Below are 26,284 nucleotides of genomic sequence, written 5' to 3'. Positions count from 1 at the left end.
GGCGCCGGGTCTGCGTGATGCCGTGCCGGGCACGAACGCGGGGCCGGAAGCGGTGGGCCCGGCCCCGGGTGCGGGACCGAGTGCGGGACTGGGTGCGGGACCGGCGGGCGTGATGCGGGTACGGACGCGGCAGGGGCGGCACCGGATACGGGCGTGGCCCGCACGAGGCCGAGGACGGGCGTGGTGCACGGTGCGTCGAGGAGGGCGGCGGATCCGCTCGCGCACCCCGGCCCGGCGGGCTCAGCGGCGGCGGACGCTCACGGCGCGCAGACGAGCGGGCTGCGATTGCGCAGCAGCCACTGGTGGTACTCGGCCGCCTGGTGGGCCGCCTCGCGGTAGGCCGCCTCCAACTCCGCGTACACCGTCGTCATATCGGCGCCCGGCCGGGACACCAACAGCAGTCGTACGGCGAGGGGGTCGTCGCGCAACGGGCGGATCGCCATGTCGTCGCGCGGCCCGGACGTGGGCTGACACGGGGCCACCGCCTCGCCGAGCACGACCAGGGACGCGGCGGTGAGGTAGTCGCCGTGCAGGACGGTCGGCGCCAGCCCCGCCTCGCCGAACACCCGGCGCAGCCCGTCCCACTCGCCGTCCACGGTGGGATCGACCATCCAGCGGTCCCCGGCCAGGTCCCCGAGTTCGACGACGGGCCGGTTGGCGGCGGGGTGGTCCCGGGCCATGCAGACGAACTGCGGTTCACGGTCCAGGAGTACGCGTTGGGTCAGTCCCTCGGGGACGGTCAGCGGGCAGCCCTCGACCTCGTGCACGAAGGCGACGTCGAGTCCGCCGGTGTCGACCGCGCGCAGCAGCGCGCTCGCCGATACGTCGACCCGCAGCGAGATGTCGGTGCCGGGCAGTTGGAGCCGCAGTCTGCGCAGCCAGTCGCCGATGACCCGGCTCGCGGTGCTGCCGATGCGCAGCCGCGGGCCGGACGCCCGTACCGCGGCGGCCTCCGCCTTCGCCTCGCTGACCAGTGCGGTCATGCCGTCGATCAGGGGTCGGGCCCGGCTGAGGACGGCGCGGCCGAACAGCGTCGGCCGGCAGCCGGTCCGTTCGCGGCAGAACAGTTCGGCCCCGAGGGACTTCTCGATCCTTCGCAGCTGGGTGGTCAGGGAGGGCTGACTCACACCCAGTCTGCGGGCGGCTTGGTGCAGGCTGCCCGCGTCCGCTATGGCGCACAGCGCCCTGAGGTGCCTCACCTCAAGCTCCATGCCGTCGAGCGTAGGACGGCGGACAGCCCTCGCACCAGACGCCCGAACCCTTGCAAATCTCTTGAATTCATGGGGAGTTGGCTGATGCTTCGGATTCTGGACGGGAGCCGGTGATAGGGCGGCGCTATCGCAGATTGACATCATCCGCCCGGGCTTCCGCTCCCAGACACTCTCTGCGTACCTCCCCCGTTCGCGTCCGGTCAGCGGACGGGTCCCTCACATCGGCTACCGGTAGGAGACCCCCCATGAGACACCCCAGGACCGTCATATCGGCCGTGCTCGGCCTCGGCTTCGGGCTCGCGGCAGCGCTGGGTACCGCGCCCGCCGTCGCTTCCTCCCCCGCACCGGCCGCGGCCCCGGCGGCCCACTCCGGCTACACCGCTCAGGCCGGGGCGCACGAGGACGCCGCCGCCAACCAGGCGTTCTTCGAGGCGGTCGTCAAGTCCGTCGCGAAGAAGCAGGCCGCCAACCCGGGCGCCCAGGCGGTCACAGTCGTCTACAGTGCGGCGAACGCTCCGAGCTTCCGCAGCCAGATAGCCAGCAGCGCGCAGATCTGGAACAGCTCGGTGTCCAACGTGCGTCTCCAGGAGGGCTCGAACCCCGACTTCGCCTACTACGAGGGCAACGACCCGCGCGGCTCGTACGCGAGCACCGACGGGCACGGCAGGGGGTACATCTTCCTCGACTACGCGCAGAACCGGCAGTACAACTCGACCCGCGTCACCGCGCACGAGACCGGTCACGTGCTCGGCCTCCCGGACCGCTACTCGGGTCCGTGCAGCGAGCTGATGTCCGGCGGTGGCCCCGGCCCGTCCTGCACCAACGCGTACCCCAACGCGACTGAGCGCAGCCGGGTCAACTCCCTGTGGCAGTACGGCTTCGCGGCCGCTCTCGCACGCCACGCCTCCTGACGGAAGGCCGGACCGGCCGGGGACGTCCGGTCCGGCCGACCGATGACGGGTGGGGCCGCCTGCAGGACGGGGCGGCCCCACCCCCGTTGCCCCACGGCCCCTTCTTCCAGCACCGATCGGACGCCGGACGACCCGCGGTCCCACGGCGCGCGGCCCCCATCGATGCGCTCAAGTCTGCCGAAGGGCTACGGATGGGTGAGCGCGGCACGGACCAGGGCCAGCAGTTCGCCCCCCCCGTCATCCCCAACCCACGTGCGTCGCAGACCGCTTCACGCACACGTTCCAGCAGCCGGGCGTGCTGCGGGGAGGCGCCGCCGGTGACGACCGCGCCGCGGACCCGGCGCAGTTCGATCAGCCCTTCCTCGCGAAGCTGCTGGTAACCGCGCAGCACGGTATGGACGTTGACCCCGAGGGACTCGGCAAGGACCCGGGCGGCGGGCAGCCGCTCGCCAGGGGTCACCCTGCCGTCGGCGACGGCGCGGCGGACGGAGGCCGCGATCCGGTCGCCGAGCGGCACGGTGGATGTCGGATCAACCCGGAAGAGCATGGTCAGCGCCTCGCCCGCCGTCGGTCGACCAGGGCGTTGAGGAGCGCGGCGGCGGTCGCCGAGTCATCGACGGTCACCGCGAACTCCCGGCCGCCGACCAGTGTCGCCACGATGCCCTCACCCGAGCGGAGCATGAGGCCGCTGCGCCCCGGCCGGACGCGGTAGCCCCATCCGCCGTACTCGGCGGCGGGGTTGATATCCCGGCTGAGGGTGCCGCTCGATCCGGTCGAGCGGCACCCTCAGCCGCGGCACAATGAGCTGCACAAGAGGGCCGGGGGCGATGCGGCCGCACGCCGGGACCACGGGCACGAGCCGTGGGCGTGGTGCGCGGATGCGGGTACGCGGGCGGCCCGCGGCGGCCCTCGAAGGGCGATGGGAGGGGCGGGCCTGGTTCTCGTCGGGGGTGGCGGGCGTGAGCCCCGCGTCTCGGGCCGATGGCCGGCCGGCCCGGACGGGGCGGCTCCGCCCGGCACGATCGCGGGGCGGAGCGCCGACGACCGGTCACTTCACCAGTCGCACAAGGACGTTCAAGACGATGCAAGGCCGGTTCACAGGCCGGTTCAAGAGAATTCAGAAGAGTTCGCGCACGATCATGACGGTCGGTCACCGCGCTCGGAGCGCCGCCGGTTCAGACCAGTTCCAGGGGGAACGCGCCCCGGTGCCCGGTGCCCGCCCCCTCCTCCGGCCGGGACTCGTACTCACGACAGCTCCAGATCTCCTGGACGAGCCCCGTGCGTCGGTCCCACAGGGCGCGAACATCGCCCTCGCCGACCGCTGCGCGGTAGGCGTCCTTGGCGCCCCGGAAGCAGGCCAGCCCACCGGACAGGCCCCGGCCGGAGGCCGGTGAGTAGTCCGAGAAGGCGCAGGCGATGCAGGTCTGGAGCCGGGCGCCGGGCGGCAGGAAGCGCTGGATCGTGGCGAGTGCGGAGGCGAAGTCGCTCTCCGCGCGGCGGGATCCGTAGGCGGCTCCACCGAACTGCAGCTCCAGGTACAGGTACGGATCGGGGCGGCGCAGGGACAACAGACAGCTGAGGGTGGCCTGATGGACGGTGCCGTCCCAGAGGACCGGCAGCGGGAGGTCCCACTCCAGGACGCAGTCGCCCAGTACACCGTCGGCCAGGACGAACAGGTTGTCGGGCGGAGGCGGGCCGGCCACCGGGGCGAGCCCGTCGAAGCTCTCGCCCTCGAAGTCCATGCCCCTGGTCCGGAGGCGTATGTGCTGTCCGTCGGTGGTGAGGACGACGGCGTCGGAACCCTGCCGGTCCCGGTACCACCCTGCCCATGACTCATCTGTCATGGGCAGGGACTGTAGCCCGTGCCCATGACAGTCGCTCCGTCGCCCTCCACTTCGTTCCACGGGGCCTTGCACGCCGTCCGCCGTCCGGCGTTCGCCGCCCCGCTCAGTGCGTACGGCGGGTGACGAACTCCGCCAGGGTCAGAAGGTCACCGCCCCGGTCCGGATCGGGTACCGCTCGCGAGAGGTGGTGGAACGCGCGCGCCATCCGGTCCGCCGCGCAGACCTGGGCCCAGTCCCGCCCCCCGGCCCGCTCGATGGCATCGGCGGCGCGCTTCACCTCCGCGGGTGTGTTCATGGATCCCCGGTACAGAGCGGCGAGTTGGTCTGCGGCGGGAGTGCCGGACGTCAGCGCGGCGACCACCGGCAGGGACTTCTTGTGGGCGGCCAGATCCGCCCCGACGGGCTTTCCGGTCTGTTCCGGATCCCCCCAGATGCCGATCAGGTCGTCGATCAGCTGGAAGGCGAGGCCCGTCTCCCGGCCGAACCCGTCCATCGCGCCGACCGCCCGCTCACCGGCGTCCGCGCACAACGCCCCCAGCGCGCACGCGCAGCCGAGCAGAGCACCGGTCTTGGCGGTGGCCATGGCCAGGCACTCGTCCAACGAGACCTCGTCCGGGTCGCGGTCCTCGAAGGAGCAGTCGGCCTGCTGCCCGGCGCAGAGTTCGACGACACAGGCCGACAGCCTCGCCGAGGCGCGGGCGGCGACCGGGCCGTCGTCCTCGGCGAGCAGCCGCTGGGCGAGGGCGAGCATGGCGTCCCCGGCGATGATCGCGGCGGGGACGCCGAACACCGCCCAGGCCGTGGGGCGATGACGGCGTGTACGGTCCTCGTCGATGACGTCGTCGTGCAGCAGGGTGAAGTTGTGGACGAGTTCCACGGCGACGGCCGCCCGTACCGCGCGCTGCGGGTCGCCGCCCAGGGCCCTTGCGGCGGCGAGCACGAGCGCGGGCCTGATCGCCTTGCCCGCCCCTCCGGCCGAGGGCGTGCCGTCGGCCCGCAGCCAGCCGAAGTGGTACATCGCGACGCGGCGGATCGATCCGGGCAGGGAATCGACGGCGGCGCGGAGTCGGGGATCGACCAGCGCCCGGGTCCGCTCCAGGAGGGCCGCGGCGTCCTGGCCCGGTTCCTCGGTCGCGGGCTGCGCGGGCGGTGCGGGCGGTGCGGTGGCGACGGCCGGACCATCGTCGCTCAGGGCCATGGCATCAACCGGGCTCTTTCCGCCGTCCCGGCTCGCGAGGACGGGCGGATCGATGCCGTCCAGGCTCATGAGAACGGCCGGGCGGCCGTCGGGCGGGGGTGGTGGAACGGCCGTACGCCCGCCGCCTGGTGCGGCGGAGGGGGCCGGGCGGTCGTCGCCCGGGGGCCGGGGGCTGGGTGAGGGGATTGCGTGGTGCGTCTTCACTGAGGCGTCGTCCTCCCGATGCCGTCCCGGGTCCGACGGCCCGGGACGGAGGCTGTGCGGGGGCCGGACCGCTGCGTCCCGCCCCCGAGGGGCTACCGCCAGCGGCTGACCTCGACGTTCTCCAGGACACCGAGGGCGTCCGGGACGAGGACGGCCGCCGAGTAGTAGGCCGTCACCAGGTAGGAGATGATCGCCTGCTCGTCGATGCCCATGAACCGGACCGACAGGCTGGGCTCGATCTCGTCGGGGATGCCGGACTGCTGGAGTCCGACGACGCCCTGCTCGGCCTCACCCGTCCTCATGCAGATGATCGACGTGGTCCGGGCCTCGCTGATCGGGATCTTGTTGCACGGGAAGATGGGCACGCCCCGCCAGGCGGGTACGTGATGTCCGCCGACCTCCACGCTCTCGGGCACCAGACCGCGCTTGTTGCATTCGCGGCCGAACGCCGCGATGGCCCGGGGGTGCGCGAGGAAGAGCTTGGATCCGCGGCGGCGCGAGAGCAGTTCGTCCATGTCGTCCGGGCTGGGCACGCCGTCGTGCGGCTGGAGCCGCTGCCCGTAGTCGCAGTTGTGGAGCAGGCCGAACTCGCGGTTGTTGACCAGTTCGTGCTCCTGCCGCTCGCGCAGCGCCTCGACCGTCAGCCGCAACTGCTGCTCGGTCTGGTTCATCGGCTGGTTGTAGAGGTCGGCGACCCTGCTGTGGATCTTCAACACGGTCTGCGCGACGCTCAGTTCGTACTCCCGCGGGGACACCTCGTAGTCCACGTAGGTGTGCGGGATCACGGCCTCGCCGACATGGCCGGCGGAGAGGTCGATCGCCGCCTCGCCGTACTTGTTGGTGCGCTGCTGCGGGACGTTGAGCAGCCCGGCGAGATGCGCACGGAGCGAATCGGCCCGCTCGGCGAGGTTCAGGACGTCCGCCCGGCTCAGTGTCAGCACCGTGCACGCGGTGAGCGCGCGGGCCGTGTACTCCCAGACGGCCTCGCCGTCGACCAGGGAGCGGTCGCCGAAGTAGGCGCCGTCGGCATGGACCCCGAGCACCGTCTCGCCGCCGTACCGGCCGGCGCCGACCTTCTCGACCTTGCCGTGCGCCAGCAGGTAGACGCGGTCCGCCGGATCCCCAGCGCCCGCCAGGACCTGCCCCGGGGCGATGTCCTGCTGCCGGCACCGCCGGGCCAGTTCACCGAGCACTTCCTCGTCACCGAAGTCCCGGAGCGCGGGGAGCTCTCCGAGTTCCGCGGGGATGACCGCGACCCGGTCACCGGTCTGCACGAACGTCACCCGGCCGTCCCCGACCGAGTAGCTCAGCCTCCGGTTCACCCGGTAGGTGCCGCCCTGCACCTGTACCCACGGCAGCATCTTCAGCAGCCACCGCGAGGTGATCTCCTGCATCTGCGGGGCGGACTTGGTGGTCGTCGCGAGGTTCCGCGCCGCCGCCGTGCCCAGACTCTGCTGCGGCGGCAATGTCGCGTGCTGAACCTCTTCGCCAACGGACATCTGTCGTCCTCTCGAAATACTCGGCTGACCTGCGCGAAGAAGCCTTTCAGCACCGGAGGGCGGCACACCATTACACAAAAGAGTGTGACTAATTGCGGTTTGAGCTGGGCACAGCGCCCGGCGGCCCCGCCGGCACCGGCGCACAACCTTAAGTTGCATCCTGGATGCAACTTATCTACCGTGGCGGTCATGCGGCTGACGAAATTCACCGATGTGGCGCTGCGCGTACTGATGCGCCTCGCGGTCGCCGAGAGCGGCGATCCGCCGACCACCCGGGAGGTGGCGGCGACCATGCAGGTGCCGTACACCCACGCGGCGAAGGTCGTCGCCAGGCTCCAGCACCTCGGCCTCATCGAGGCGCGCCGGGGTCGCGGCGGCGGGCTCAGCCTCACCGGAACCGGCCGCACCGCCTCGATCGGCGGGATCGTCCGGGAACTGGAGGGCCCGGGCGACGTCGTGGAGTGCGAGGGCGCCACACCGTGCCCCCTGCGCTCGGCCTGCCGACTGCGCGGCGCCCTGCGTCAGGCCGAGGAGGCCTTCTACGCCTCGCTCGACCCGATCACCATCGAGGAACTCGTCGCCTCGCCCACCGGACCGGTACTGATCAGCCTCAGCAGCGTCCGACCAGCCCCCGGCTGAGCCGCCCCGCGCGCGGGCGCGCCAGTGGCCCCCGCGCCTCCCGACCCGCCCCCGAGACCTCCGGGCTCCACAGGCCCGGATTCGCCCTGCCCAAAAATACGAATCTCACATACCAATTCTCTTTCCGGCCGTGAGCACCGTGCTCACCGGCACTGCCGAGCCCCAAGGGACCAAGGAGTCATCGATGCTGTCCGAGAAGTCGACCGCCACCGTCCGCGCCACCCTCCCCGCCGTGGGAGCGGCGATCGGGGACATCGCCGACCTCTTCTACCGCAAGCTCTTCACCGCCCACCCGGAGCTGCTGCGCGACCTCTTCAACCGCGGCAACCAGACGTCCGGCGCCCAGCGCCAGGCCCTCGCGGGCTCCATAGCCGCCTTCGCGACCCACCTGGTCGAGCACCCGGACACCCGCCCCGACGTGATGCTCAGCCGGATCGCCCACAAGCACGCCTCGCTCGGCGTCACCGCCGACCAGTACCCCCTCGTGCACGAGAACCTGTTCGCCGCCATAGCCGAGGTGCTCGGCGACGCCGTCACCCCGGAGGTCGCCGCTGCCTGGGACGAGGTGTACTGGCTGATGGCGGGCGCGCTGATCTCGCTCGAGAAGCGGCTGTACGAGCAGCAGGGCGTGGTCGCCGGTGATGTGTGGCGCGAGTGGGAGGTGGTCGACCGGACCGAGGAGACGGCCGACGTCGCCACCTTCCGGCTCCGCCCGGCCGACAGGGCGGCAGCACCCGACTTCCGCCCCGGGCAGTACGTCTCGGTGCAGGTGGAACTCCCCGACGGAGCACGGCAGATACGCCAGTACAGCCTCTCCAGCGCGCCGGGGTCGCCGCTGCGCTCGATCACCGTCAAGCGGGTGCACGGCGGCGGCTCCCCGGACGGCGAGGTCTCCTGCCACCTGCACGCCGGGGTCCGGGTCGGCGACCGGCTGCGGGTCTCCGCCCCGTACGGCGATCTCGTGCTGGACTCCGCCGACGCGCCGCTGCTGCTCGTCTCCGCCGGCATCGGCTGCACCCCGATGCTGTCGATGCTGGAGCACCTCGCCGCGACCGGCCACAGCGCCCCCGTCACCGTCGTGCACGGCGACCGCTCCCCCGCCGACCACGCACTGCGCAACGACCACGTCACGCTCGCCGGCAAGCTCCCCGACGCCACCACCCACTTCTGGTACGAGCAGCCGGAGTCCCACCACCCCGCCGACCGCACCGGCCTGGTGGACCTGAGCGACTTCACGATCGCGCCCGGCACCCACACCTACCTGTGCGGCCCGCTGCCGTTCATGCGCGCCGTGCGCACCCAACTGCTGGCCAAGGGCGTCCCGGCCGCCGACATCCACTACGAGGTGTTCGGTCCCGACCTCTGGCTCGCCCAGGACTGAGCACGGCGCCCCTCAAGCGCCCCGCGAGGCACGTGCCACCGCCCACACGAGGCGGTGGCACGTGTCAGCCGCGGTGATGCGTGCGTGCGGCGCGGGACGTCGTCCGCGCCGCACGCACGTGTACGCGGACGCGGAGCGCGGCACGGGAACGCACCGCTCGGAGCCGCACCCCTCGGCGGCCGTCGGCGGGTACCTGGTCCAATGAACGGGTGAACCACCCCCTGGACCCCGACGCGCTGCTGCGGCCCTGGCTGCCCTCCCCGCTGGAGGAGGCCCACGACGACCGGTTCGCCCGCCGGGGCGTGCGGCTGCTGCTCAAGCGGGACGATCTGATCCACCCCGATCTGCCGGGCAACAAGTGGCGCAAGCTCGCCCCCAATCTGCGGGCCGCGGCCGGGCGCACCGTCCTGACCTTCGGCGGGGCGTACTCCAACCACCTGCGGGCCACGGCCGCCGCCGGCCGGCTGCTCGGCTTCCGCACCATCGGGGTGGTACGTGGCGACGAACTGGCCGACCGCCCCCTCAACCCCTCGCTCGCCCGGTGCGCCGCGGACGGGATGACCCTGCGCTTCGTGGACCGCGCGACCTACCGCGCGAAGGCCGACCCGGAGGTGCTGGCCGGGCTGTGCCACGCCTTCGTCCCCGGCTCCGGGGAGTGCCACGTCGTCCCGGAGGGCGGCAGCAACGCCCCGGCCGTGCGGGGCTGCACCGAACTGGGGCGCGAGTTGCACGGGCGGGCCGACGTGGTCGCGGTGGCCTGCGGCACCGGGGGCACCCTCGCCGGCCTCGCCGCCGGTCTCGCGCCGGGGCAGCGGGCGCTCGGCGTACCGGTGCTGCGCGGCAAGTTCCTCGGTGACGCGGTACGGGAGCTGCAACGGGAGGCGTTCGGCGGCCCCTCGGGGAGCTGGTCCCTGGAGGAGCGCTTCCACTTCGGTGGCTACGCCCGTACGCCCCCGGAGCTGCACGCGTTCGCGGACGACTTCGAGCGGCGGCACGGGCTGCGCGTCGAGCGGCTCTACGTCGCCAAGCTGCTGTTCGCCCTCACCGCGCTGGCCGAGGAGGGCGTGTTCCCGGCAGGGGCCACGGTCGCGGCCGTCATCACGGGCCGCCCCTGAGCCACTGCCCGCCGGGGGCCGACGGCGGCCCATGCAGTTGCTTTTGGGCTGCGGAGGACGTTGCCCCGGGTGTGGCGGGGGTGGGGAGCGGGGCAGCGGGTGCGGATCGGAATTTTGACGAAGGTGTTCACCGCAGAATCGGTCGACGCGGCGATAGCCAAGCACGGCCGGGCTGAACAGCGGCGTCGCCTCCTACCGGCGCGGCTGCGGTCTGGAAGCCGCGGCCGGGGGTGACGCCGCCCGCCTGTGGCGCACAGGGAAGCCACGTCCTGGCCTACCCGATGAGGTCGAGCCAGTAGCGGTATGCCGAGGTGAAGGGTTCGGCGCCGGTACCGCCTCGACGGCCCGCCTCCATCAACCACTCGCAGGTCTGTCGGGCCTTGCTGACGATGCTCTCGGGGTAGCCGTAAATCACTCGGTGTTCGGCGAACTCGTCTTCGTCCTCGATCCGGGCTTCGCCGCCAGGAGGCCGCACGACATCGAGATCGAGGTCCACCATGCGCAGGACGGTCCCGTCCGTGTTCCACTCGGGCACCGTGCACACGTCGCAGTACATTTCGGGACCAGGATTCACACAGAAAGTGGCCGTCCACCACTCACCCCGCGGGACCGACATCACGTACGCGAACCGGCTTGTCCAGCCGCCGGTGGCCGAACTGACAAAGACTCCCTGCGCCGTGCCCAACCACACGCCGTACTCGTCTTCACCGAGCCGGTCAGCAGTCCACCGCGCACTCAGGCTGCCGTCGTACTTCCGAATGTCGACCAGCACGGAGGTGCTCTCTGTGATCACACCAGGACGCTAACGCGACAGTGCCGGCCACGAGCTCGGGATTGGAAACATCACTGAGGCAACTGCATCGGCCGACGGCGGCCCCCCGACCGGACGCGGGGACCGTACGCGCCCGGCCGGGCCTCCCCCGCCGTGCCCCCTCACGTCGTGCCCGGCTCCTCCCGGTAGGCCGCCGCCTCCTCCAGGTCGAGCCGTCTGAGCAGGGTGCGGAGCATCTCGTCGTCGATCCGCCGCTCGTCCCTGAGCCGTACGAAGACCTCGCGCTCGGCTTCCAGCGTCTCGCCGGCCAGCCGCCGGTAGGTGTCGTCCGCCGACTCCCCGGTCACCGGGTTGGCCGCGCCGAGCCGTTCCCACACGGCGTTGCGGCGCCGTTCCAGGACGGCGCGCAGTCGGTCGACGAGCGGCTCGGGCAGGGCGTTGCGGGGGTCGGCGAGCAGGTCCTCCAGCCGGGCCTCGGCGGCGGCGGACGCCTCGCTCTGCGCCTGGGCCTCGGCCAGGGTCTCGGCCGTCGCGTCCCGCCCCGGGAGTCTCAGCGCGCGCACCAGCGCCGGCAGGCTCAGGCCCTGGACGACCAGCGTGCCGATGACGGTGGTGAAGGTCAGGAACAGCACCAGGTTCCGGGCCGGGAACGGCTGCCCGGCGGCCGTCAGCAACGGGATGGAGAACGCGATGGCGAGCGAGACGACCCCGCGCATCCCGGCCCAGCCGACGATCACCGGCGCCTTCCAGTCGGTGCCCGGTTCGCGCTCGCGGATCCGTCTCGACAGCCATCGCGGCAGGTACGTCGCCGGGAAGACCCAGATGAAACGGACCACGACGACGGCCGCGAACACCGCCACCGCGTACCAGAGCGCGTCCGCCACCGCGAACGCGCCGAGGCCCTTCAGCACGAAGGGCAGTTGGAGCCCGATCAGCGCGAAGACCGCGGACTCCAGGACGAACGCGACCATCTTCCAGACGGCCGCCTCCTGGAGCCGGGTCGCGAAGTCGACCTGCCAGGCGCGGTGGCCCAGGTAGAGCGCGACGACGACCACGGCGAGCACTCCCGAGGCGTGCACGCGCTCGGCCGCCGCGTACGCCACGAAGGGGATCAGCAGGGAGAGCGTGTTCTGCAGCAGGGCCTCCCTGAGGTGCGTGCGGAGCCAGTGCAGTGGCACCATCAGCACCAGGCCGACCGCCACACCGCCGAGCGCGGCCAGCAGGAACTCGCCGATCCCGGCGCTCCAGCTCATGCCCGCGCCGACGGCCGCGGCCAGGGCCACCTTGTACGCCGTGATCGCGGTGGCGTCGTTCACCAGGGACTCGCCCTGGAGGATCGTCGTGACCCGGCCGGGCAGACCGACCCGCCGGGCGATCGCGGCGGCCGTGACAGCGTCCGGCGGGGCGATGACCGCGCCGAGCACCAGCGCGGCGCTGAACGGCAGGCCGGGCACGACGAGGTAGGCGAGCCAGCCGACCGCCACGGTCGCGAAGAGGACGTAGCCGACGGAGAGCAGCGCGACCGGCCGCGCGTTGGCCCGCAGGTCGAGGTACGAACTGTCGACGGCCGCCGTGTAGAGCAGGGGCGGCAGCAGCAGCGGCAGCACGATGCCGGCGTCCAGGGTGTACGCGGGTACCCCGGGCACGTACGAGGCGAGCAGCCCCACCGTCACCAGCAGCAGGGGCGCCGGCACCGGGGTGCGGCGGGCCGCCCCCGCGACGGCGGCGCTCGCCGCCACCAGCGCCACCAGCGGAAGTACATCCATGTCCACGGCCCTCGCATCCGTCGTAACCTGACCATCATGAGTGAATGCACGCATGTGCCCGCTCTGCCGCGCCCCGAGCCGGAGCCTCTCGACGAGACCTGCCCGGAGTGCGTCGCGGCGGGCACGCAGCCGGTGCATCTGCGGCTGTGCCTGGTCTGCGGCCATGTCGGCTGCTGCGACTCCTCGCCGCTGCGGCACGCCACGGGGCACTTCAAGGAGACCGGTCATCCGGTGATGCGGAGCTTCGAGCCCGGCGAGAGCTGGCGCTGGTGCTTCGTGGACGCTGCGATCGTCTGACGCCCGGGTACCTCAACGCGGCGCCGGATGTCCGTAATTGATCGCAGCAGACCCCTAGCCACCGTGTGTGGTCATTGACTTACCATGAGTGACAGCCATGGGCTGGGTCCTGTCCGGTCCTGATCCGCCGCCGGGGCCCGGGGGTTCGGCGACACGGCATCATGGATCGCGATAGCGTCGCCGGACCAGAACCGAAGACGTACCACATGGCTCCGGGGTGCCCTTCCCGGATCCTCGGAAGAGTTTGTGCCACCTTGGAGGTGAGGGTGTCCCAGATCGCAGGCGAGCCCGGGAATCAGGACTTCGTGGAGGTCCGGCTGCCCGCTGCGGGTGCCTACCTGTCGGTGCTGCGTACGGCCACGGCCGGCCTCGCGGCACGCTTGGACTTCACGCTCGACGAGATCGAGGACCTGCGCATCGCGGTCGACGAGGCCTGCGCGATCCTGCTCCAGCAGGCCGTGCCGGGCTCCGTCCTCAGCTGTGTCTTCCGGCTCATCGAGGATTCCCTGGAGGTGACGGTGTCGGCACCCACCACGGACGGCCGGGCGCCGGAGCGCGACACCTTCGCCTGGACGGTGCTCTCCGCGCTGGCCGGGAAGGTCGATTCCTCGGTGGCCGACGACCGTACGGTCAGCATCAGCCTCTACAAACAGCGCGGCGCGGGACCCGGGCCGGCGTGAGCTACGGAAACGGGGACGGTCCGGTGCGGGACGAGACGATCCGACCAGGGGTGGTGCGTGCGGCGGCCATCCCGGAACAGCAGGCCCTGCCCCATCCGGAGGACGGGGCGGACGAGCCCGCGAGCCGTGCGTTCGCGGTGGAGCAGTCGCAGGCGGAGCGGGCAGGCCAGATGAGCGAGCACGGGCACCACGATCCACGGGACCGCAGCAGGGCGCGCGCGCTCTTCGTCGAGCTGCGCGCCCTCCCCGACGGCTCGCCCGAGCGGGCGGAGCTGCGCAATCGGCTGGTGCGGATGCATCTGCCGCTCGTGGAGCACCTGGCCCGCCGGTTCCGCAATCGCGGCGAACCGCTGGACGACCTGACGCAGGTCGCCACGATCGGCCTGATCAAGTCGGTGGACCGGTTCGATCCGGACCGCGGCGTGGAGTTCTCGACGTACGCGACGCCCACGGTCGTCGGCGAGATCAAGCGCCATTTCCGCGACAAGGGCTGGGCGGTCCGGGTGCCCCGCCGACTCCAGGAGCTACGGCTGTCGCTCACCACGGCGACCGCCGAACTCTCCCAGCTGCACGGCCGCTCGCCGACGGTGCACGAACTGGCGGAGCGCCTGGGCATCTCCGAGGAAGAGGTGCTGGAGGGGCTGGAATCGGCCAATGCGTACAGCACGCTCTCGCTGGACGTGCCGGACACCGACGACGAATCGCCCGCGGTCGCGGACACGCTCGGTTCCGAGGACGAGGCGCTGGAGGGCGTCGAGTACCGGGAGTCGCTCAAGCCGCTGCTGGAGGACCTGCCGCCGCGCGAGAAGCGGATTCTGCTGCTGCGCTTCTTCGGCAACATGACCCAGTCGCAGATCGCCCAGGAGGTCGGCATCTCCCAGATGCACGTCTCGCGGCTGCTGGCCCGCACCCTGGCCCAGCTCCGCGAGCGCCTGCTCGTCGAGGAGTAGGACCGACAGTCCGGGGCACGGCCGGAGGACGGGGCGGGGCCGGGACACCGCGCGTTCGCCGGCCCGTCGTCCCGGCACCACGACCCCGGACGCCCGGCCCGGATCGGGCCCTCGCTCAGGCGTCCGGGGTCGTGGTGCCGGGACGACGGATGCCGAGCTCCTCGATCGTCGTCGGCCTGAGCAACTGGTAGAGCGAGGTGAGGACCATCGCGGCCAGCAGGATCCCGGTCGGGATCAGCACGCCGTGGGACCTCAGCAGCGTCCAGGCCACCGGGAGCCCCATAATCTGCGTGATGAGCGCCGGGCCCCGGCTCCAACTGCGCCGCAGCAGCAGACCGCGCGCCGCGACGAGCGGGATCACACCCAGCGCGATCAGCGTGAGGCCGCCCATCTCCGCCTGCTGCGGGCTCTCGGGGTGCCCGAGCAGCCCCATCACCAGCATGTAGATCCCGCCGGCGACGAGCGCCACCCCCTCCACGGCGGTGAGTGCCGCGACGAGCGTGATCCTGCTCGGCCTCGCCGACGCGGCCGACGGCGAGGACGACGACGAGGGCAACGAGTCGGGCGTGTTCTGCTGAGTACTCACCCCTGCAGGTTGGCACTCCGGACCCGGGAAAGCGAAGCCGGGGTGGTGAACGACACGGGAACCCCGGCCCTCCACCCGCCCGCCGCGCGCGGCCCGTCACCGAGCGTGAGGCCATGGGGCGGGACTTCAGGGCTATACCGCCGGGTAGGTACTCTGACCGTCATGCGCGCACTCCTCGTGGTCAATCCAGCTGCTACCACCACCAGTGCGCGGACGCGCGACGTGCTCATCCACGCCCTGGCCAGCGAGATGAAGCTGGAGGCGGTGACCACGGAATACCGGGGGCACGCCCGGGATCTCGGACGGGAGGCCGCGGAGTCCGGGACGATCGACCTCGTGGTCTCCCTGGGCGGCGACGGAACGGTCAACGAGATCGTCAACGGCCTCCTCCACAACGGCCCCGACCTGGACGTCCTGCCCCGGCTCGCGGTGGTCCCCGGCGGCTCCACCAACGTCTTCGCGCGCGCCCTGGGCCTGCCGAACGACGCGGTCGAGGCGACCGGCGCCATCCTGGACGCGCTCGCCAACCGCACCGAGCGCACCGTCGGCCTCGGACTCGCGGCCGGCACCCCCGGCACCGAGGACGAATCGATCCCGGAACGCTGGTTCACCTTCTGTGCCGGGCTCGGATTCGACGCGGGCGTGATCGGCCGGGTCGAACAGAAGCGCGAACTCGGCAAGCGGTCGACGCACGCGCTGTACGTGCGCCAGGTGGCCCGGCAATTCCTGGAGGAACCGCACCGGCGACAGGGGAAGATCACACTGGAAGCCCCCGGGCTGGAACCGGTCACCGACCTCGCGCTGTCGATAATCTCGAACACATCCCCCTGGACCTACCTGGGGAACCGCCCCCTGTACGCGTCCCCGACCGCCTCCTTCGACACCGGCCTGGACGTACTCGGGCTGAAGCGCCTCTCCACGCCGGCGGTCGCCCGCTACGCCACCCAGCTGCTGACGTCGAGCCCCGAGAAGGGCCCCCGCGGCAAGCACGCGATCTCGCTTCACGACCTCACGAGCTTCACCTTGCATTCAAAGGCGCCGCTCCCCTTCCAGATGGACGGTGACCATCTGGGAGTGCGCACAAGTGTGACGTTCACAGGCGTACGCCGTGCACTGCGTGTGATTGTGTGAGTGGAAGAGCCAAAAGTCCTTCAAGTCGAACGTTTGGGCTGGACTCCACCCCATGGAATTACGGCTGTGACCTAGTCGACACCGAGGAATCAAAAAAAACTTTCCAGAAGGGGTTGTATCCGTCGCCGAGGTTTGCGAATCTCTACATGGCGATCGGGACGGCTCACAACAACAGCCTCCACTGAGAGCCAGAACCCCTCCTCACTTCACTGGACCACAACCAGTTCACCTGGGCGTCGGACCGTTATCTGCGGGGGGATTCGTGAAAGCGTTCACATTCACAAGCACCGTATGCAACACCAAGGAGAGGTAGCAGCCATGGACTGGCGTCACAACGCCGTTTGTCGTGAGGAAGACCCCGAGCTGTTCTTCCCCATCGGCAACACCGGTCCTGCGCTGCTGCAGATCGAGGAAGCCAAGGCTGTCTGCCGTCGCTGCCCCGTCATGGAGCAGTGCCTGCAGTGGGCGCTCGAGTCCGGCCAGGACTCCGGTGTCTGGGGTGGCCTCAGCGAGGACGAGCGCCGCGCCATGAAGCGCCGTGCCGCTCGCAACCGGGCGCGTAACGCCAGCGCCTGAGCCGACGCCACCGCTACGAGCCTCAGCCCGGCGGCGCGTACAGCGCGTACGCACGAACCCGCCCCCGAGTCGCAGCGCGCAGTACCCCCCGAAGCGCACGCATGAACAGCGAGCCCGGACCGTGTCTCACGGTCCGGGCTCGCTGCCGTGACGGGCGGGGCAGCCCGGACCGGCGGATGCCCTGCGCCATCGGCTCACGGGACCAGGGGCTACTTGTGGGGCCGGACCGGGATGTCGAAGAAGACCCGGGTGCCGCGCTCGGGCGCCGGCACCATGCCGAACGTCCCGCCCAGCTCCCCCTCCACCAGCGTGCGCACGATCTGCAGCCCCAGATTGCCGGTGCTCTGCGGATCGAAGCCCTCGGGCAGACCGCATCCGTCGTCCTGGACCGTGATCAGCAGCCGCTGTTCGACGGAGGTACCGCCCCGCACCGCGGACACGTCCACCGTTCCCTGCTCGGCGAGGGTGAAGGCGTGCTCCAGCGCGTTCTGGAGGACCTCCGTGAGCACCATCGACAGCGGTGTGGCCACCTCGGCGTCGAGGACGCCGAAACACCCCGTGCGGCGGCAGGTGACCTTGCCCGGTGAGATCTCGGCGACCATCGCGATGACCCGGTCGGCGATCTCGTCGAACTCCACCCGCTCATCCAGATTCTGAGACAGCGTCTCATGAACGATCGCGATCGAGCCGACGCGTCGTACCGCCTCGTTGAGCGCCTCGCGCCCCCGGGCCGAATCCATTCGGCGGGCCTGGAGCCGCAGCAGGGCCGCGACGGTCTGGAGGTTGTTCTTCACCCGGTGGTGGATCTCCCGGATGGTGGCGTCCTTGGTGATCAGCTCCCGCTCGCGGCGCCGCAGTTCGGTGACGTCCCGCAGCAGGACCAAGGAGCCGATCCGGACGCCCTTGGGCTTGAGCGGGATGGCGCGGAGCTGGATCACCCCGCTCGCACCCTCGACCTCGAACTCACGGGGCGCGTAACCGCTGGCCAGTTTGACCAGGGCCTCGTCCACCGGCCCCCGGGACGGGGCGAGTTCAGCGGTGATCGAGCCCAGGTGCTGGCCGACCAGGTCGGAGGCGAGACCGAGGCGGTGGTAGGCGGAGAGGCCGTTGGGGCTGGCGTACTGGACGACCCCGTCGGCGTCGAGCCGCAGCAGCCCGTCGCCGACACGGGGCGAGGCGTCCATGTCGACCTGCTGGCCGGGGAACGGGAAGGCCCCCGCGGCGATCATCTGGGCCAGGTCGGAGGCCGACTGGAGGTAGGTGAGCTCCAGCCGGGACGGCGTGCGCACGGTCAGCAGATTGGTGTTGCGGGCGATCACGCCGAGGACCCGGCCCTCCCGGCGCACGGGGATCGACTCCACCCGTACCGGGACCTCCTCGCGCCACTCCGGATCGCCCTCGCGCACGATCCGGCCCTCGTCCAGCGCCACGTCGAGCAGGGGGCGCCGGCCGCGCGGCACCAGGTGGCCCACCATGTCGTTCTGGTACGAGGTCGGTCCGGTGTTGGGCCGCATCTGGGCCACGGACACGTAACGGGTGCCGTCACGGGTGGGGATCCACAGCACGAGGTCGGCGAAGGACAGGTCGGAGAGCAGCTGCCACTCCGAGACCAGCGTGTGCAGCCACTCGAGGTCGGCGTCGCCGAGGGCCGTGTGCTGGCGGACGAGGTCGTTCATGGAGGGCACGTGTGCGAGCGTACCCGCGTCCGGGTCGGGGTTCCGAACCGGACGACGCCGTCGTACGGGGAAGAAAGCGGACCCCTGGAATTGCGGTGCTCCGATGGATGGACACGGCGAATGGTCTAGTCCACAATGCTGTGGACAGGGCCTCCGCTCTCCCCGCACAGGAGAGCGGATCGAGGCATCCGCGTTCTCTGCCCTGACCACGCGGACGCCTCTCCCGGCCGACGGCACCGCACACCGCCGGCCGAGCGGACCGTCCACTGGACGGTCACATTCCGGGCTGCGGTGCCGGACGGGCTGAGGGTCCCGTCCCGGCGCCGCGGCCCGCGGGTGTTTCCGGGGGCGAGAACCGCGTGTGCGCGCCGGGCGCGCGTCGCACCACCCCGCGACGCACAGACCCGCACCGGACACCACGCCCCCACGTACGGCACGCCCGGCGGGCCCCGCCGCCCCACGGGGCGCGTCCACGCAAGCGGACCCGGGGACTGGCCGACGGTGCCGGCCGGAGCGTCCGCGAGACCCGGCCCCACCCTGCGGACGGCTCTACGCACGGTGCTGCGCGCGGCCATGACAGGCATCGAAGCAGGTGCGCGCGCCGCCCGACGACGGATCCTCCGGCGGGCACCGGAGCGGAACGCCGCGCGTTGCCCGAGGAGAGGGCGCGGCCGGCGTCGGGGCCGCCGCAACCCCCCCGTCCGCACCCTGCCCACGCCGCGTCCGTACCGTGTCCGTGTCGCCCACTTCTGCTAGATTGGGAACTTGATTGGTCTATACCACCTGATACCACTCTTCAGATCGGCAGGCCCAGCGTGGAAGTTGTCATCGTCCCGGACGCCAAGGCGGGCGGCGAACTCATCGCGGACGCCATCGGCGCCCTGGTGAACCGCAAGCCCGACGCCCTTCTCGGCGTTGCCACCGGCTCTACCCCGCTGCCCATCTACCACGCGCTGAGGGAGAAGGTCCGTTCCGGCGCCCTGGACGTCTCGCGCGTCCGCATCTGCCAGCTCGACGAGTACGTCGGGCTGCCCGCGGGCCACCCGGAGTCCTACCGCTCCGTGGTGCTGCGCGAGGTCGTCGGACCGCTCGGCCTGCCCGAGGAGTCCTTCATGGGCCCCGACGGCTCCGCCGAGGACATCCCGGCGGCCTGCGAGGCGTACGACAAGGCGCTCGCCGAGGCGGGCGGGGTGGACATCCAGATCCTCGGCATCGGCACCGACGGCCACATCGGCTTCAACGAGCCGTGCTCCTCGCTCTCGTCCCGCACCCGGATCAAGACGCTCACCGAGCAGACCCGGATCGACAACGCGCGCTTCTTCGACGGCGACATCTCCCAGGTGCCGTACCACGTGATCACCCAGGGCATCGGCACCATCCTGGAGGCCCGCCACCCGATCCTGCTCGCCACCGGCGAGGGCAAGGCGGACGCCGTGGCGCAGACGGTGGAGGGGCCGATCGCCTCGGTCGTCCCGGCCTCGGCGCTGCAACTGCACCCGCACGCGACCGTGGTGGTCGACAAGGCCGCCGCGTCCAAGCTGAAGCTGGCCGACTACTTCCGTGCCACGTACGCAACGAAGCCGTCCTGGCAGGGGCTGTAGTCGCTTCCGCCGAGGCGACCCCCGACGCACCGGAGGCCCGGAGCACCCGAGATGGGTGCTCCGGGCCTCCCGGCGTGTGGAGCGGTACGGCCGTGCGCGGGGGCTGCGCCCGGCGCGCGGGCCGGTGGTGCGGTGCCGCGTTCCCTCGCTCCCGCACCACCGGCCCGTTCTCAGCCCTCCGTGCCGCCCCTCGCGATGATCTCCGCAGCCGCCTGGCCGCAGACGCGGGCGGCGCCGTGCGTGGCGATGTGCAGGGCTCCCCTGGCGGGTGCCTGCGGGAGACCCATCTCGACCACGACCGTGTCGGGGCGCTCCGCGACCAGGGCGTCCAGGGCCTCGCCCATCCAGGCGTGGCGGTGGGCGTCGCGGACGGTCACGACGATGCGCCGCTCCCCCGCCGCCCGCAGCACGGCGGCGACCGGTTCCGCGGTCTCACCGCCGTAGGTGCCGCTCTCCGTGCCGGGCACCAGCAGGTCGAGTTCCGCGGCCACGCCCCAGGGGGTCTCGTCGCCGACCGCGATATTCGACTCGGAGGTGAACGAGGCGACGTACGCGGGCGTGGTGAGCGGCTCGGCGGAACCGGTCACCCTCACCGCGCGGCGGGCGGCGACCAGACCGACGTCACGACCGGCTCCGGTGCCGGGCGCGGTCCCCTCCTGCGCTGCCGCACCCGGCTCCGAACCGGCCCCCCTGGCCCTCTGCGCCCAGGAGGCGAGGGCCCGTACCCGTGCGGCCGCGTCCGCGAGCCGCTCCTCGGCGAGTTCGCCGTTGCGCACCGCCGCGACCAACGCGTCGCGCAGCCGCAGCACGGTGCCGTCGTCCTCCAGGCCGCCGCCGACGCACAGCGCGTCGGCGCCCGCGGCGATGGCGAGGACGGAGCCGCGCTCGATGCCGTAGGTCCCGGCGATGGCCTGCATCTCGACGGCGTCGGTGACGATCAGGCCGTCGTAGCCGAGTTCCTCGCGCAGCAGTCCGGTGAGGATCCGCGGGCTGACCGTTCCGGGGTGGTCCGGGTCGAGCGCGGGCAGCAGGATGTGCGCGCTCATCACGCACTTGGAGCCCGCCTCGATGGCGGCGCGGAAGGGCACCAGCTCCCGGGCGTAGAGGGTCTCCAGGTCGACGTCGATGCGGGGCATCGCGTGGTGCGAGTCGATCGCGGTGTCGCCGTGTCCGGGGAAGTGCTTGGTGCAGGCGGCGACCCCGGACGCCTGGAGGCCCTCGATGTACGCGGCCGTGTGCCGGGCGACGAGCCCGGTGTCGGCGCCGAAGGCGCGTACGCCGATGATCGGGTTGTCCGGGTTGGAGTTGACGTCGGCGGACGGCGCCCAGTTGAGGTTGACGCCGCACTCGGCGAGCCGGCGGCCCAGCTCCTGGGCGACCGCGCGGGTCAGGTCCACGTCGTCGACGTGTCCGAGGGCGAGGTTGCCGGGGAAGGAGGAGCCGGTGCGGACCTCCAGCCGGGTGACGTCACCGCCCTCCTCGTCGATCGCCACGAGGAGGTCCTCGCGCTCGGCCCTGAGCTGGGCGGTGAGCACGGTGACCTGCTCGGGCGTCTGGACGTTTCGGCCGAACAGCGCGACGGAGGCCAGTCCCTCGTCGACCCGGCGCAGCACCCAGTCCGGGGCGGTGGTGCCGGTGAATCCGGGTTGGAGGACGGCGAGGGCGTCGCGGGTGAGGGTGTCCGTGGCAGAGGTCAGGGTGGTCATCGTTATCCCTTCACGGCGCCCGAGGTGAGACCCGTGGCCATCTTCTTCTGGATGATCATGAAGAACACGACGACCGGCAGCGCGATCATGGTCGATGCCGCCATGAGTGCGCCGTAGTCGGTACCCCGCTCCGTCGCGAACGTCATCAGCCACACGTTGAGCGTGTACTTGGAGTTGTCGTTGATCAGGATGTACGCGAAGAGGTACTCGTTCCAGGCGTTGACCAGCGCGAAGATCGCGGCGGCGGCGAGACCGGGGGCGAGCAGCGGGAAGATCACACGACGGAAGGCACCGAAGCGGGTGCACCCGTCCACCATGGCGGACTCCTCCAGCTCCACGGGGATGTTGACCACGAAGCCGCGGATCATGATCGTCGCGAACGGCAGGGTGGAGACCAGGTAGACGACGATCAGGCCCCAGTACTCGTCGATCCCGCCCATCGCGTTGAGCTGGGCGTAGATCGGGATGAGCATCGCGGTCGGCGGCAGCATCTGCACCAGGATCAGGATCATGAGCAGCGGCTTGCGGCCGAAGAAGCGGAACCGGCCGATGGCCAGCGCCGCCAGGGTCGCGATGATCATCCCGCCGACGACGGCGGTGATGGTGACGATCAGACTGGACTGGATCGCGGTGGCGAAGTTGGCCTGCCTGGCCGCCCGGACGAAGTTGTCGAAGGTGAACGACGTGGGCCACAGGGTCTGGTCGTAGGACCGGATCTCCTGGTTGGGGCGCAGGGAGCTGATCACCAGCCAGTAGACCGGGAAGATCATGACGAGGGCGACGCCCAGGCCGAGGATGTCGAAGCTCAGTCGGCTCTTCTTGCGGTCCGGGCGCAGGACCTGTGTGTCGGTCGTGGTGCTCATTCGACCTCTCCCGTCTTCATGAGCTGGCGCAGGTAGTACACGGCCACACCGGACAGCAGCAGCACCGTGATCAGGGCGATCGCGGTTCCCTGGCTGAAGGACGTGGAAGTGAAGGCCTTGGAGTAGGAGTAGAGGCCGAGGGTCTCGTACTCCGGCTCGGGCTTGTTGCCACGCAGCAGCCAGATCTGACCGAAGACGTTGAAGTCCCAGATGACCGAGAGCGTGGCCACCATGGTGAAGACCGGCTTGATGACCGGCCAGGTGACGTATTTGTAGACGCCGTAGCCGCTGGCGCCGTCGAGGGAGGCGGCCTCCTCCAGCTCCTTGGGGACCTGGGTGAGTGCCGCGTACAGGGTGACGACGACGAAGGGGATGGCGCCCCAGACCACGAGCAGCGTGATGATCGAGAATCCCTGAATCGGATCCAGGTACCAGTTGTGGCCCAGCCACTCCTCACCCACGACCTTGGCGATCAGGGTGTTGATCAGGCCGTAGTCGGAGTCCGCCATGAAACGGAAGATCGAGGACGCGACCATCAGCGGCATCGACCAGGCCGCGATCAGGGCGACGGTCAGCGTCAGCCGGACCCAGGTGGACAGACGACGCATCAGGAGGGATATGAGCAGCCCGAGGCCCATCGTGAGCGTCACGCAGACGGCCATGAAGACGACCGTGCGGAGGGTGACCCACCAGAATTCGGGGTCGCCGAGGATATTGGTGAACTGCTCCAGGCCCACCCACGGCGCGGCATCACCGGTCCAGAGCTCCCGCCGGCCCATGTCCTGGAAGGACATGATGACCGTCTTGGAGAGCGGATAGAGGTAGACAGCGGCGATCGCCACGATCGCAGGGAGGATCAGGAAGTAGGGGAGCAGTTCCCCCTTCTTCCGCTGTCTTCTCTGCTTGGGCGGCCTGCCCTCGCTCTCGGGGGACAGCGAGGTCGCGGGCACTTGGGGATCACGTGGTGCAGGGACCGGCGGGCCGGCAGCCTGGGTATCAGCGGCAGTCACGTGGCTGACCTTCCATCGCGGAATCCGAGGCATTCCCCGGAAAACACAGCGTTCTCTAGCTGAAAGAGCGGGGGCCCGGCGTGATGCCGGGCCCCCACCTGGCAGTTCAGAAGGCTCAGGCCTTCTGGTTGATCAGACCGTTGATCTCGGCGTCGGCCTTCTTGGTGGCGTCGGCGACCGAGGTCCCCTTCAGGATGTCCAGGAGCAGCTTCTCCAGGCTCTCTTCCTTCTCCACCGCCGCCCAGCCCGGCGCGATCGGAGTGAACCAGGCGTCGGGCACCGCGTTGGCGATGGCGGCCGTCTCCGGCTTGGCCTTCAGCGGCTCAAGCTGCTTCTCGTTGTTCGGGAGGATGTTCTTCGACGCGAGGACCTCCATGGACTTCGCGTTGGTGAAGATCGAGATCCAGTCCTCGGCCAGGTCCTGGTTCTTGGACTTGGAGATGGTCGCGAGGTCGGAGCCGCCGATGAAGGACGGGAGCGCCTTGCCGTTCGGACCGGGCATACCGGCCGTGGCGAGCTTGCCTTCGAGCTTCGGGTTGCCGTTCTCGCCCGTGACGACGTTGCCGGCCTCCCACGCCTGGCCATAGATGACCGCGGCCTTCTCGTTGGCCATGACGTTGGTGTGGTCCTGCTCGTCCTTCGTCTGGTCGGCCTTGTTGTACTTCTTGACCAGGTCGACGAAGTGGGTGAGGCCCTGCTGCGCCTCGGGGGTGGAGAGCGAGGCCTTCCACTCCTTGGCACCCTCGTCGTAGGTGGCGATCTTCCCGCCGAAGGCCGCGACGTAGGACATCGCGGCGTACCAGTAGCGGCCCGGGTAGTAGAGGGAGGAGGCGCGCTTGTCCTTCTTGCCGAGCTCGGCCGAGACCTTGTCCATGGCCTCCAGGAACTTGGCCTCGTCCTGCGGGAGGACGTCGCTGCCGGTACCGGCCTTCAGCATGTCCTTGTTGTAGATGCCGAGGCGGGCGCTGGCGTAGTAAGGCACGCAGTAGAGCTTGCCCTCGAAGGAGCAGGTGTCCTTGAGGCCCTTGATCCAGGTGTCGGAGTTCTCGTACTTCTTGGTGTCGATCTCGCCGAGCGCACCGTTGAGGATGTACTGCATGGTCTCGGTGTTGCCGAGCTCGACGACGTCCGGGAACTTGTCACCGCCCAGCGCGGTGTCAAGCTTCTTTACCTTGTCGCCCCACTGCTGGTACTGGACGCTGACCTTGACGTTGGGGTACTTCTTGTTGAACTCGGCGTTGACGTCCTTGACCAGCTCCGGCCAGGTCGTGCGGGCCTCGCCCATGAGCCAGACGGTCAGGTTCTCCTTGCGGTCCTTCGGGTCCTTGGACGACGCCTTGTCGTCGGAACCACACGCCGCCACCGACACCAACATACCCGCGACGCCGATCGCCGCGATGAGCTTGCGCTTCACGCCAAACCCTCCTCAGGGATGCTGCAACCCCGCCCACCACCGCGAAGACATTCGACGATCATTGCTGGGGCTGGACCTGGTCTTTAATGGTTTAGACCAGTACCCGGAGCTTGGCCTAGACCTTTTGGGGTGTCAAGGGTGTATAAGAAGTGCACTCGCGTCCGTTATAGGACCGACACCTGAGGCAGGGCGACGACCGGTGACCGTACCGTGCCACCATGTGAGCCGCGACAGACGGAGGAGCCGGTGACGGCAGCAGCGCAACAGTCGGGAAGGCAGGCCATGGGCGCCCACGGGGGCAGTACGGAGAACGGGACGGGCGCCGTCGCGCGGACGGCGCGGGTCCCGAAGTACTACCGCCTGAAGCGGCATCTTCTCGACATGACGGACACCATGCCGCCGGGCACCCCCGTGCCGCCGGAGCGGACCCTGGCCGCCGAGTTCGACACCTCGCGCACCACCGTGCGCCAGGCGCTCCAGGAACTGGTCGTCGAGGGCCGGCTGGAACGCATCCAGGGCAAGGGCACCTTCGTCGCCAAGCCGAAGGTCTCGCAGGCGCTCCAACTCACCTCCTACACCGAGGACATGCGTGCCCAGGGACTGGAACCGACGTCCCAATTGCTGGACATCGGTTACGTCACGGCCGATGACACGCTCGCCGAGCTGCTCGACATCGACACCGGCGGCCGGGTGCTGCGGATCGAGCGGCTCCGGCTCGCCAGCGGGGAGCCGATGGCGATCGAGACCACGCACCTCTCGGCCAAGCGCTTCCCGGCGCTGCGCCGTTCGCTGGTGAAGTACACCTCGCTGTACACCGCACTCTCCGAGGTGTACGACGTCAGGCTGGCCGAGGCCGAGGAGACCATCGAGACCTCGCTCGCCACCCCGCGCGAGGCGGGGCTGCTCGGTACGGACGTGGGACTGCCGATGCTGATGCTGTCCCGGCACTCGCTGGACGGGAAGGGCGAGCCGGTGGAGTGGGTGCGCTCGGTCTACCGCGGCGACCGGTACAAGTTCGTGGCCCGTCTGAAGCGACCGGTCGACTGACCCGCCCGCAGAACGCGACACGGGGGATACCGCACCGGACGTGACCCCGGCCCCAGCCCCCAGCAGGGGCGGCGGTCGCTCCGGGGCCGCCGCCCCCGCGTCGCCTTCACCCCCTTCTCGCGCGCCTACGCCCCCACCCTCATGCCGACGCCTCGGCAGTCACTGCCGCACGCCGGACTCCGCGCCCCCGGCCGTCATGCCGCCTCG

At 70.7% G+C, this 26,284-nt stretch carries 24 protein-coding genes and 2 pseudogenes; 12 read left to right on the top strand and 14 right to left on the bottom strand.

Annotated elements, in window-relative coordinates:
* Nucleotides 1-257: 257 nt before the first annotated feature.
* Complete coding sequence (locus tag ACIHCL_RS22360; RefSeq protein WP_399864194.1) at nucleotides 258-1,211, bottom strand: LysR substrate-binding domain-containing protein; 954 nt, start codon at nucleotides 1,209-1,211, stop codon at nucleotides 258-260.
* 245 nt (nucleotides 1,212-1,456) lie between these two features.
* Between ACIHCL_RS22360 and snpA the strand changes: the two genes are divergently transcribed.
* Entirely contained in the window at nucleotides 1,457-2,122 is a 666-nt protein-coding gene (gene snpA, locus ACIHCL_RS22355) for a snapalysin (protein WP_399864193.1), read from the top strand.
* A 185-nt stretch (nucleotides 2,123-2,307) separates the two neighbouring features.
* On the opposite strand, the pseudogene ACIHCL_RS22350 reads toward snpA, so the two are convergent.
* The 5 genes and pseudogenes from ACIHCL_RS22350 to ACIHCL_RS22330 all read right to left on the bottom strand — a co-directional run bounded on the left by ACIHCL_RS22350 (nucleotide 2,308) and on the right by ACIHCL_RS22330 (nucleotide 6,867).
* A pseudogene (locus ACIHCL_RS22350) lies at nucleotides 2,308-2,669 on the bottom strand (GntR family transcriptional regulator).
* 2 nt (nucleotides 2,670-2,671) lie between these two features.
* Nucleotides 2,672-2,918: pseudogene (locus ACIHCL_RS22345) on the bottom strand (DUF1648 domain-containing protein); the annotation flags it as partial.
* A gap of 379 nt (nucleotides 2,919-3,297) precedes the next feature.
* Nucleotides 3,298-3,966, bottom strand: a complete 669-nt coding sequence (locus ACIHCL_RS22340) for a DUF6304 family protein (protein ID WP_399864192.1) — start codon at nucleotides 3,964-3,966, stop codon at nucleotides 3,298-3,300.
* 103 nt (nucleotides 3,967-4,069) lie between these two features.
* Nucleotides 4,070-5,233, bottom strand: a complete 1,164-nt coding sequence (locus ACIHCL_RS22335) for a family 2 encapsulin nanocompartment cargo protein polyprenyl transferase (RefSeq protein ID WP_399864190.1) — start codon at nucleotides 5,231-5,233, stop codon at nucleotides 4,070-4,072.
* A gap of 227 nt (nucleotides 5,234-5,460) precedes the next feature.
* A complete protein-coding gene (locus ACIHCL_RS22330) occupies nucleotides 5,461-6,867 on the bottom strand; it encodes a family 2B encapsulin nanocompartment shell protein (RefSeq protein ID WP_399864189.1) in 1,407 nt (468 codons plus the stop codon).
* 189 nt (nucleotides 6,868-7,056) lie between these two features.
* On the opposite strand from ACIHCL_RS22330, the gene ACIHCL_RS22325 reads away from it, so the two are divergent.
* The 4 genes from ACIHCL_RS22325 to ACIHCL_RS22310 all read left to right on the top strand — a co-directional run bounded on the left by ACIHCL_RS22325 (nucleotide 7,057) and on the right by ACIHCL_RS22310 (nucleotide 10,236).
* Nucleotides 7,057-7,506, top strand: coding sequence for an RrF2 family transcriptional regulator (locus tag ACIHCL_RS22325; RefSeq protein ID WP_399864187.1), 450 nt, complete (start codon nucleotides 7,057-7,059; stop codon nucleotides 7,504-7,506).
* A gap of 184 nt (nucleotides 7,507-7,690) precedes the next feature.
* Nucleotides 7,691-8,887, top strand: coding sequence for a globin domain-containing protein (locus ACIHCL_RS22320; protein WP_399864186.1), 1,197 nt, complete (start codon nucleotides 7,691-7,693; stop codon nucleotides 8,885-8,887).
* Between the two features lie 209 nt (nucleotides 8,888-9,096).
* The gene (locus tag ACIHCL_RS22315) at nucleotides 9,097-10,002 is read left to right on the top strand and encodes a 1-aminocyclopropane-1-carboxylate deaminase/D-cysteine desulfhydrase (RefSeq protein ID WP_399864185.1); all 906 of its coding nucleotides are present in this window, start codon (nucleotides 9,097-9,099) and stop codon (nucleotides 10,000-10,002) included.
* Nucleotides 10,003-10,071: 69 nt separating this feature from the next.
* A complete protein-coding gene (locus tag ACIHCL_RS22310) occupies nucleotides 10,072-10,236 on the top strand; it encodes a transposase domain-containing protein (RefSeq protein WP_399864217.1) in 165 nt (54 codons plus the stop codon).
* A 40-nt stretch (nucleotides 10,237-10,276) separates the two neighbouring features.
* Here ACIHCL_RS22310 and ACIHCL_RS22305 read toward each other — a convergent pair whose 3' ends face one another.
* The gene (locus ACIHCL_RS22305; protein ID WP_399864184.1) at nucleotides 10,277-10,795 is read right to left on the bottom strand and encodes a DUF402 domain-containing protein; all 519 of its coding nucleotides are present in this window, start codon (nucleotides 10,793-10,795) and stop codon (nucleotides 10,277-10,279) included.
* Nucleotides 10,796-10,935: 140 nt separating this feature from the next.
* The gene (locus ACIHCL_RS22300; protein WP_399864183.1) at nucleotides 10,936-12,540 is read right to left on the bottom strand and encodes a Na+/H+ antiporter; all 1,605 of its coding nucleotides are present in this window, start codon (nucleotides 12,538-12,540) and stop codon (nucleotides 10,936-10,938) included.
* Between the two features lie 36 nt (nucleotides 12,541-12,576).
* On the opposite strand from ACIHCL_RS22300, the gene ACIHCL_RS22295 reads away from it, so the two are divergent.
* The 3 genes from ACIHCL_RS22295 (at nucleotide 12,577) to ACIHCL_RS22285 (ending at nucleotide 14,467) form a co-directional block, all read left to right on the top strand.
* The gene (locus ACIHCL_RS22295; protein WP_399864181.1) at nucleotides 12,577-12,837 is read left to right on the top strand and encodes a UBP-type zinc finger domain-containing protein; all 261 of its coding nucleotides are present in this window, start codon (nucleotides 12,577-12,579) and stop codon (nucleotides 12,835-12,837) included.
* A gap of 266 nt (nucleotides 12,838-13,103) precedes the next feature.
* Entirely contained in the window at nucleotides 13,104-13,517 is a 414-nt protein-coding gene (locus tag ACIHCL_RS22290) for an anti-sigma regulatory factor (protein ID WP_073781878.1), read from the top strand.
* On the top strand, nucleotides 13,514-14,467 hold the full coding sequence (locus ACIHCL_RS22285) for an RNA polymerase sigma factor SigF (RefSeq protein WP_399864180.1): 954 nt from the start codon (nucleotides 13,514-13,516) through the stop codon (nucleotides 14,465-14,467). The genes ACIHCL_RS22290 and ACIHCL_RS22285 overlap by 4 nt, the downstream gene beginning before the upstream one ends.
* Nucleotides 14,468-14,582: 115 nt before the next feature.
* On the opposite strand, the gene ACIHCL_RS22280 is transcribed toward ACIHCL_RS22285, so the two are convergent.
* Nucleotides 14,583-15,053 carry a hypothetical protein gene (locus tag ACIHCL_RS22280; RefSeq protein WP_399864179.1) on the bottom strand — a complete coding sequence of 157 codons (471 nt, stop codon included), beginning with the start codon at nucleotides 15,051-15,053 and terminating at the stop codon, nucleotides 14,583-14,585.
* A gap of 162 nt (nucleotides 15,054-15,215) precedes the next feature.
* Here ACIHCL_RS22280 and ACIHCL_RS22275 point away from each other — a divergent pair, with 162 nt between their 5' ends.
* Nucleotides 15,216-16,184, top strand: a complete 969-nt coding sequence (locus tag ACIHCL_RS22275; protein WP_399864178.1) for a diacylglycerol/lipid kinase family protein — start codon at nucleotides 15,216-15,218, stop codon at nucleotides 16,182-16,184.
* Between the two features lie 318 nt (nucleotides 16,185-16,502).
* On the top strand, nucleotides 16,503-16,760 hold the full coding sequence (locus ACIHCL_RS22270; RefSeq protein ID WP_003953983.1) for a WhiB family transcriptional regulator: 258 nt from the start codon (nucleotides 16,503-16,505) through the stop codon (nucleotides 16,758-16,760).
* A gap of 209 nt (nucleotides 16,761-16,969) precedes the next feature.
* On the opposite strand, the gene ACIHCL_RS22265 is transcribed toward ACIHCL_RS22270, so the two are convergent.
* Entirely contained in the window at nucleotides 16,970-18,436 is a 1,467-nt protein-coding gene (locus ACIHCL_RS22265; RefSeq protein ID WP_399864216.1) for a sensor histidine kinase, read from the bottom strand.
* A gap of 815 nt (nucleotides 18,437-19,251) precedes the next feature.
* On the opposite strand from ACIHCL_RS22265, the gene nagB reads away from it, so the two are divergent.
* Nucleotides 19,252-20,037 carry a glucosamine-6-phosphate deaminase gene (gene nagB / locus ACIHCL_RS22260; RefSeq protein ID WP_399864177.1) on the top strand — a complete coding sequence of 262 codons (786 nt, stop codon included), beginning with the start codon at nucleotides 19,252-19,254 and terminating at the stop codon, nucleotides 20,035-20,037.
* A gap of 170 nt (nucleotides 20,038-20,207) precedes the next feature.
* On the opposite strand, the gene ACIHCL_RS22255 is transcribed toward nagB, so the two are convergent.
* The 4 genes from ACIHCL_RS22255 to ACIHCL_RS22240 all read right to left on the bottom strand — a co-directional run bounded on the left by ACIHCL_RS22255 (nucleotide 20,208) and on the right by ACIHCL_RS22240 (nucleotide 25,030).
* Nucleotides 20,208-21,743, bottom strand: a complete 1,536-nt coding sequence (locus tag ACIHCL_RS22255) for a glycoside hydrolase family 3 protein (RefSeq protein WP_399864175.1) — start codon at nucleotides 21,741-21,743, stop codon at nucleotides 20,208-20,210.
* 2 nt (nucleotides 21,744-21,745) lie between these two features.
* Entirely contained in the window at nucleotides 21,746-22,606 is an 861-nt protein-coding gene (locus ACIHCL_RS22250; protein ID WP_399864173.1) for a carbohydrate ABC transporter permease, read from the bottom strand.
* Entirely contained in the window at nucleotides 22,603-23,616 is a 1,014-nt protein-coding gene (locus ACIHCL_RS22245; RefSeq protein WP_399864172.1) for a carbohydrate ABC transporter permease, read from the bottom strand. Before ACIHCL_RS22245 ends, ACIHCL_RS22250 begins: the two co-directional genes overlap by 4 nt.
* Nucleotides 23,617-23,731: 115 nt before the next feature.
* The gene (locus ACIHCL_RS22240; protein ID WP_399864171.1) at nucleotides 23,732-25,030 is read right to left on the bottom strand and encodes a sugar ABC transporter substrate-binding protein; all 1,299 of its coding nucleotides are present in this window, start codon (nucleotides 25,028-25,030) and stop codon (nucleotides 23,732-23,734) included.
* A 282-nt stretch (nucleotides 25,031-25,312) separates the two neighbouring features.
* Between ACIHCL_RS22240 and ACIHCL_RS22235 the strand changes: the two genes are divergently transcribed.
* Nucleotides 25,313-26,077, top strand: a complete 765-nt coding sequence (locus tag ACIHCL_RS22235) for a GntR family transcriptional regulator (protein WP_399864215.1) — start codon at nucleotides 25,313-25,315, stop codon at nucleotides 26,075-26,077.
* Nucleotides 26,078-26,284 lie beyond the last annotated feature (207 nt).

It is taken from the genome of Streptomyces sp. NPDC052042 (genome assembly GCF_044548345.1).
Lineage (GTDB): Bacteria > Actinomycetota > Actinomycetes > Streptomycetales > Streptomycetaceae > Streptomyces.
This window is presented reverse-complemented; position numbering and strand designations above follow the sequence as displayed.

What these genes read in the sequence shown, in the direction of transcription:
- ACIHCL_RS22360 (WP_399864194.1), bottom strand. Translation starts at nt 1,211, where the DNA reads ATGGAGCTTGAGGTGAGGCACCTCAGGGCGCTGTGCGCCATAGCGGAC.
- snpA (WP_399864193.1), top strand. Translation starts at nt 1,457, where the DNA reads ATGAGACACCCCAGGACCGTCATATCGGCCGTGCTCGGCCTCGGCTTC.
- ACIHCL_RS22340 (WP_399864192.1), bottom strand. Translation starts at nt 3,966, where the DNA reads ATGACAGATGAGTCATGGGCAGGGTGGTACCGGGACCGGCAGGGTTCC.
- ACIHCL_RS22335 (WP_399864190.1), bottom strand. Translation starts at nt 5,233, where the DNA reads ATGAGCCTGGACGGCATCGATCCGCCCGTCCTCGCGAGCCGGGACGGC.
- ACIHCL_RS22330 (WP_399864189.1), bottom strand. Translation starts at nt 6,867, where the DNA reads ATGTCCGTTGGCGAAGAGGTTCAGCACGCGACATTGCCGCCGCAGCAG.
- ACIHCL_RS22325 (WP_399864187.1), top strand. Translation starts at nt 7,057, where the DNA reads ATGCGGCTGACGAAATTCACCGATGTGGCGCTGCGCGTACTGATGCGC.
- ACIHCL_RS22320 (WP_399864186.1), top strand. Translation starts at nt 7,691, where the DNA reads ATGCTGTCCGAGAAGTCGACCGCCACCGTCCGCGCCACCCTCCCCGCC.
- ACIHCL_RS22300 (WP_399864183.1), bottom strand. Translation starts at nt 12,540, where the DNA reads ATGGATGTACTTCCGCTGGTGGCGCTGGTGGCGGCGAGCGCCGCCGTC.
- ACIHCL_RS22295 (WP_399864181.1), top strand. Translation starts at nt 12,577, where the DNA reads ATGAGTGAATGCACGCATGTGCCCGCTCTGCCGCGCCCCGAGCCGGAG.
- ACIHCL_RS22275 (WP_399864178.1), top strand. Translation starts at nt 15,216, where the DNA reads ATGCGCGCACTCCTCGTGGTCAATCCAGCTGCTACCACCACCAGTGCG.
- ACIHCL_RS22270 (WP_003953983.1), top strand. Translation starts at nt 16,503, where the DNA reads ATGGACTGGCGTCACAACGCCGTTTGTCGTGAGGAAGACCCCGAGCTG.
- ACIHCL_RS22265 (WP_399864216.1), bottom strand. Translation starts at nt 18,436, where the DNA reads ATGAACGACCTCGTCCGCCAGCACACGGCCCTCGGCGACGCCGACCTC.
- ACIHCL_RS22255 (WP_399864175.1), bottom strand. Translation starts at nt 21,743, where the DNA reads ATGACCACCCTGACCTCTGCCACGGACACCCTCACCCGCGACGCCCTC.
- ACIHCL_RS22250 (WP_399864173.1), bottom strand. Translation starts at nt 22,606, where the DNA reads ATGAGCACCACGACCGACACACAGGTCCTGCGCCCGGACCGCAAGAAG.
- ACIHCL_RS22235 (WP_399864215.1), top strand. Translation starts at nt 25,313, where the DNA reads ATGGGCGCCCACGGGGGCAGTACGGAGAACGGGACGGGCGCCGTCGCG.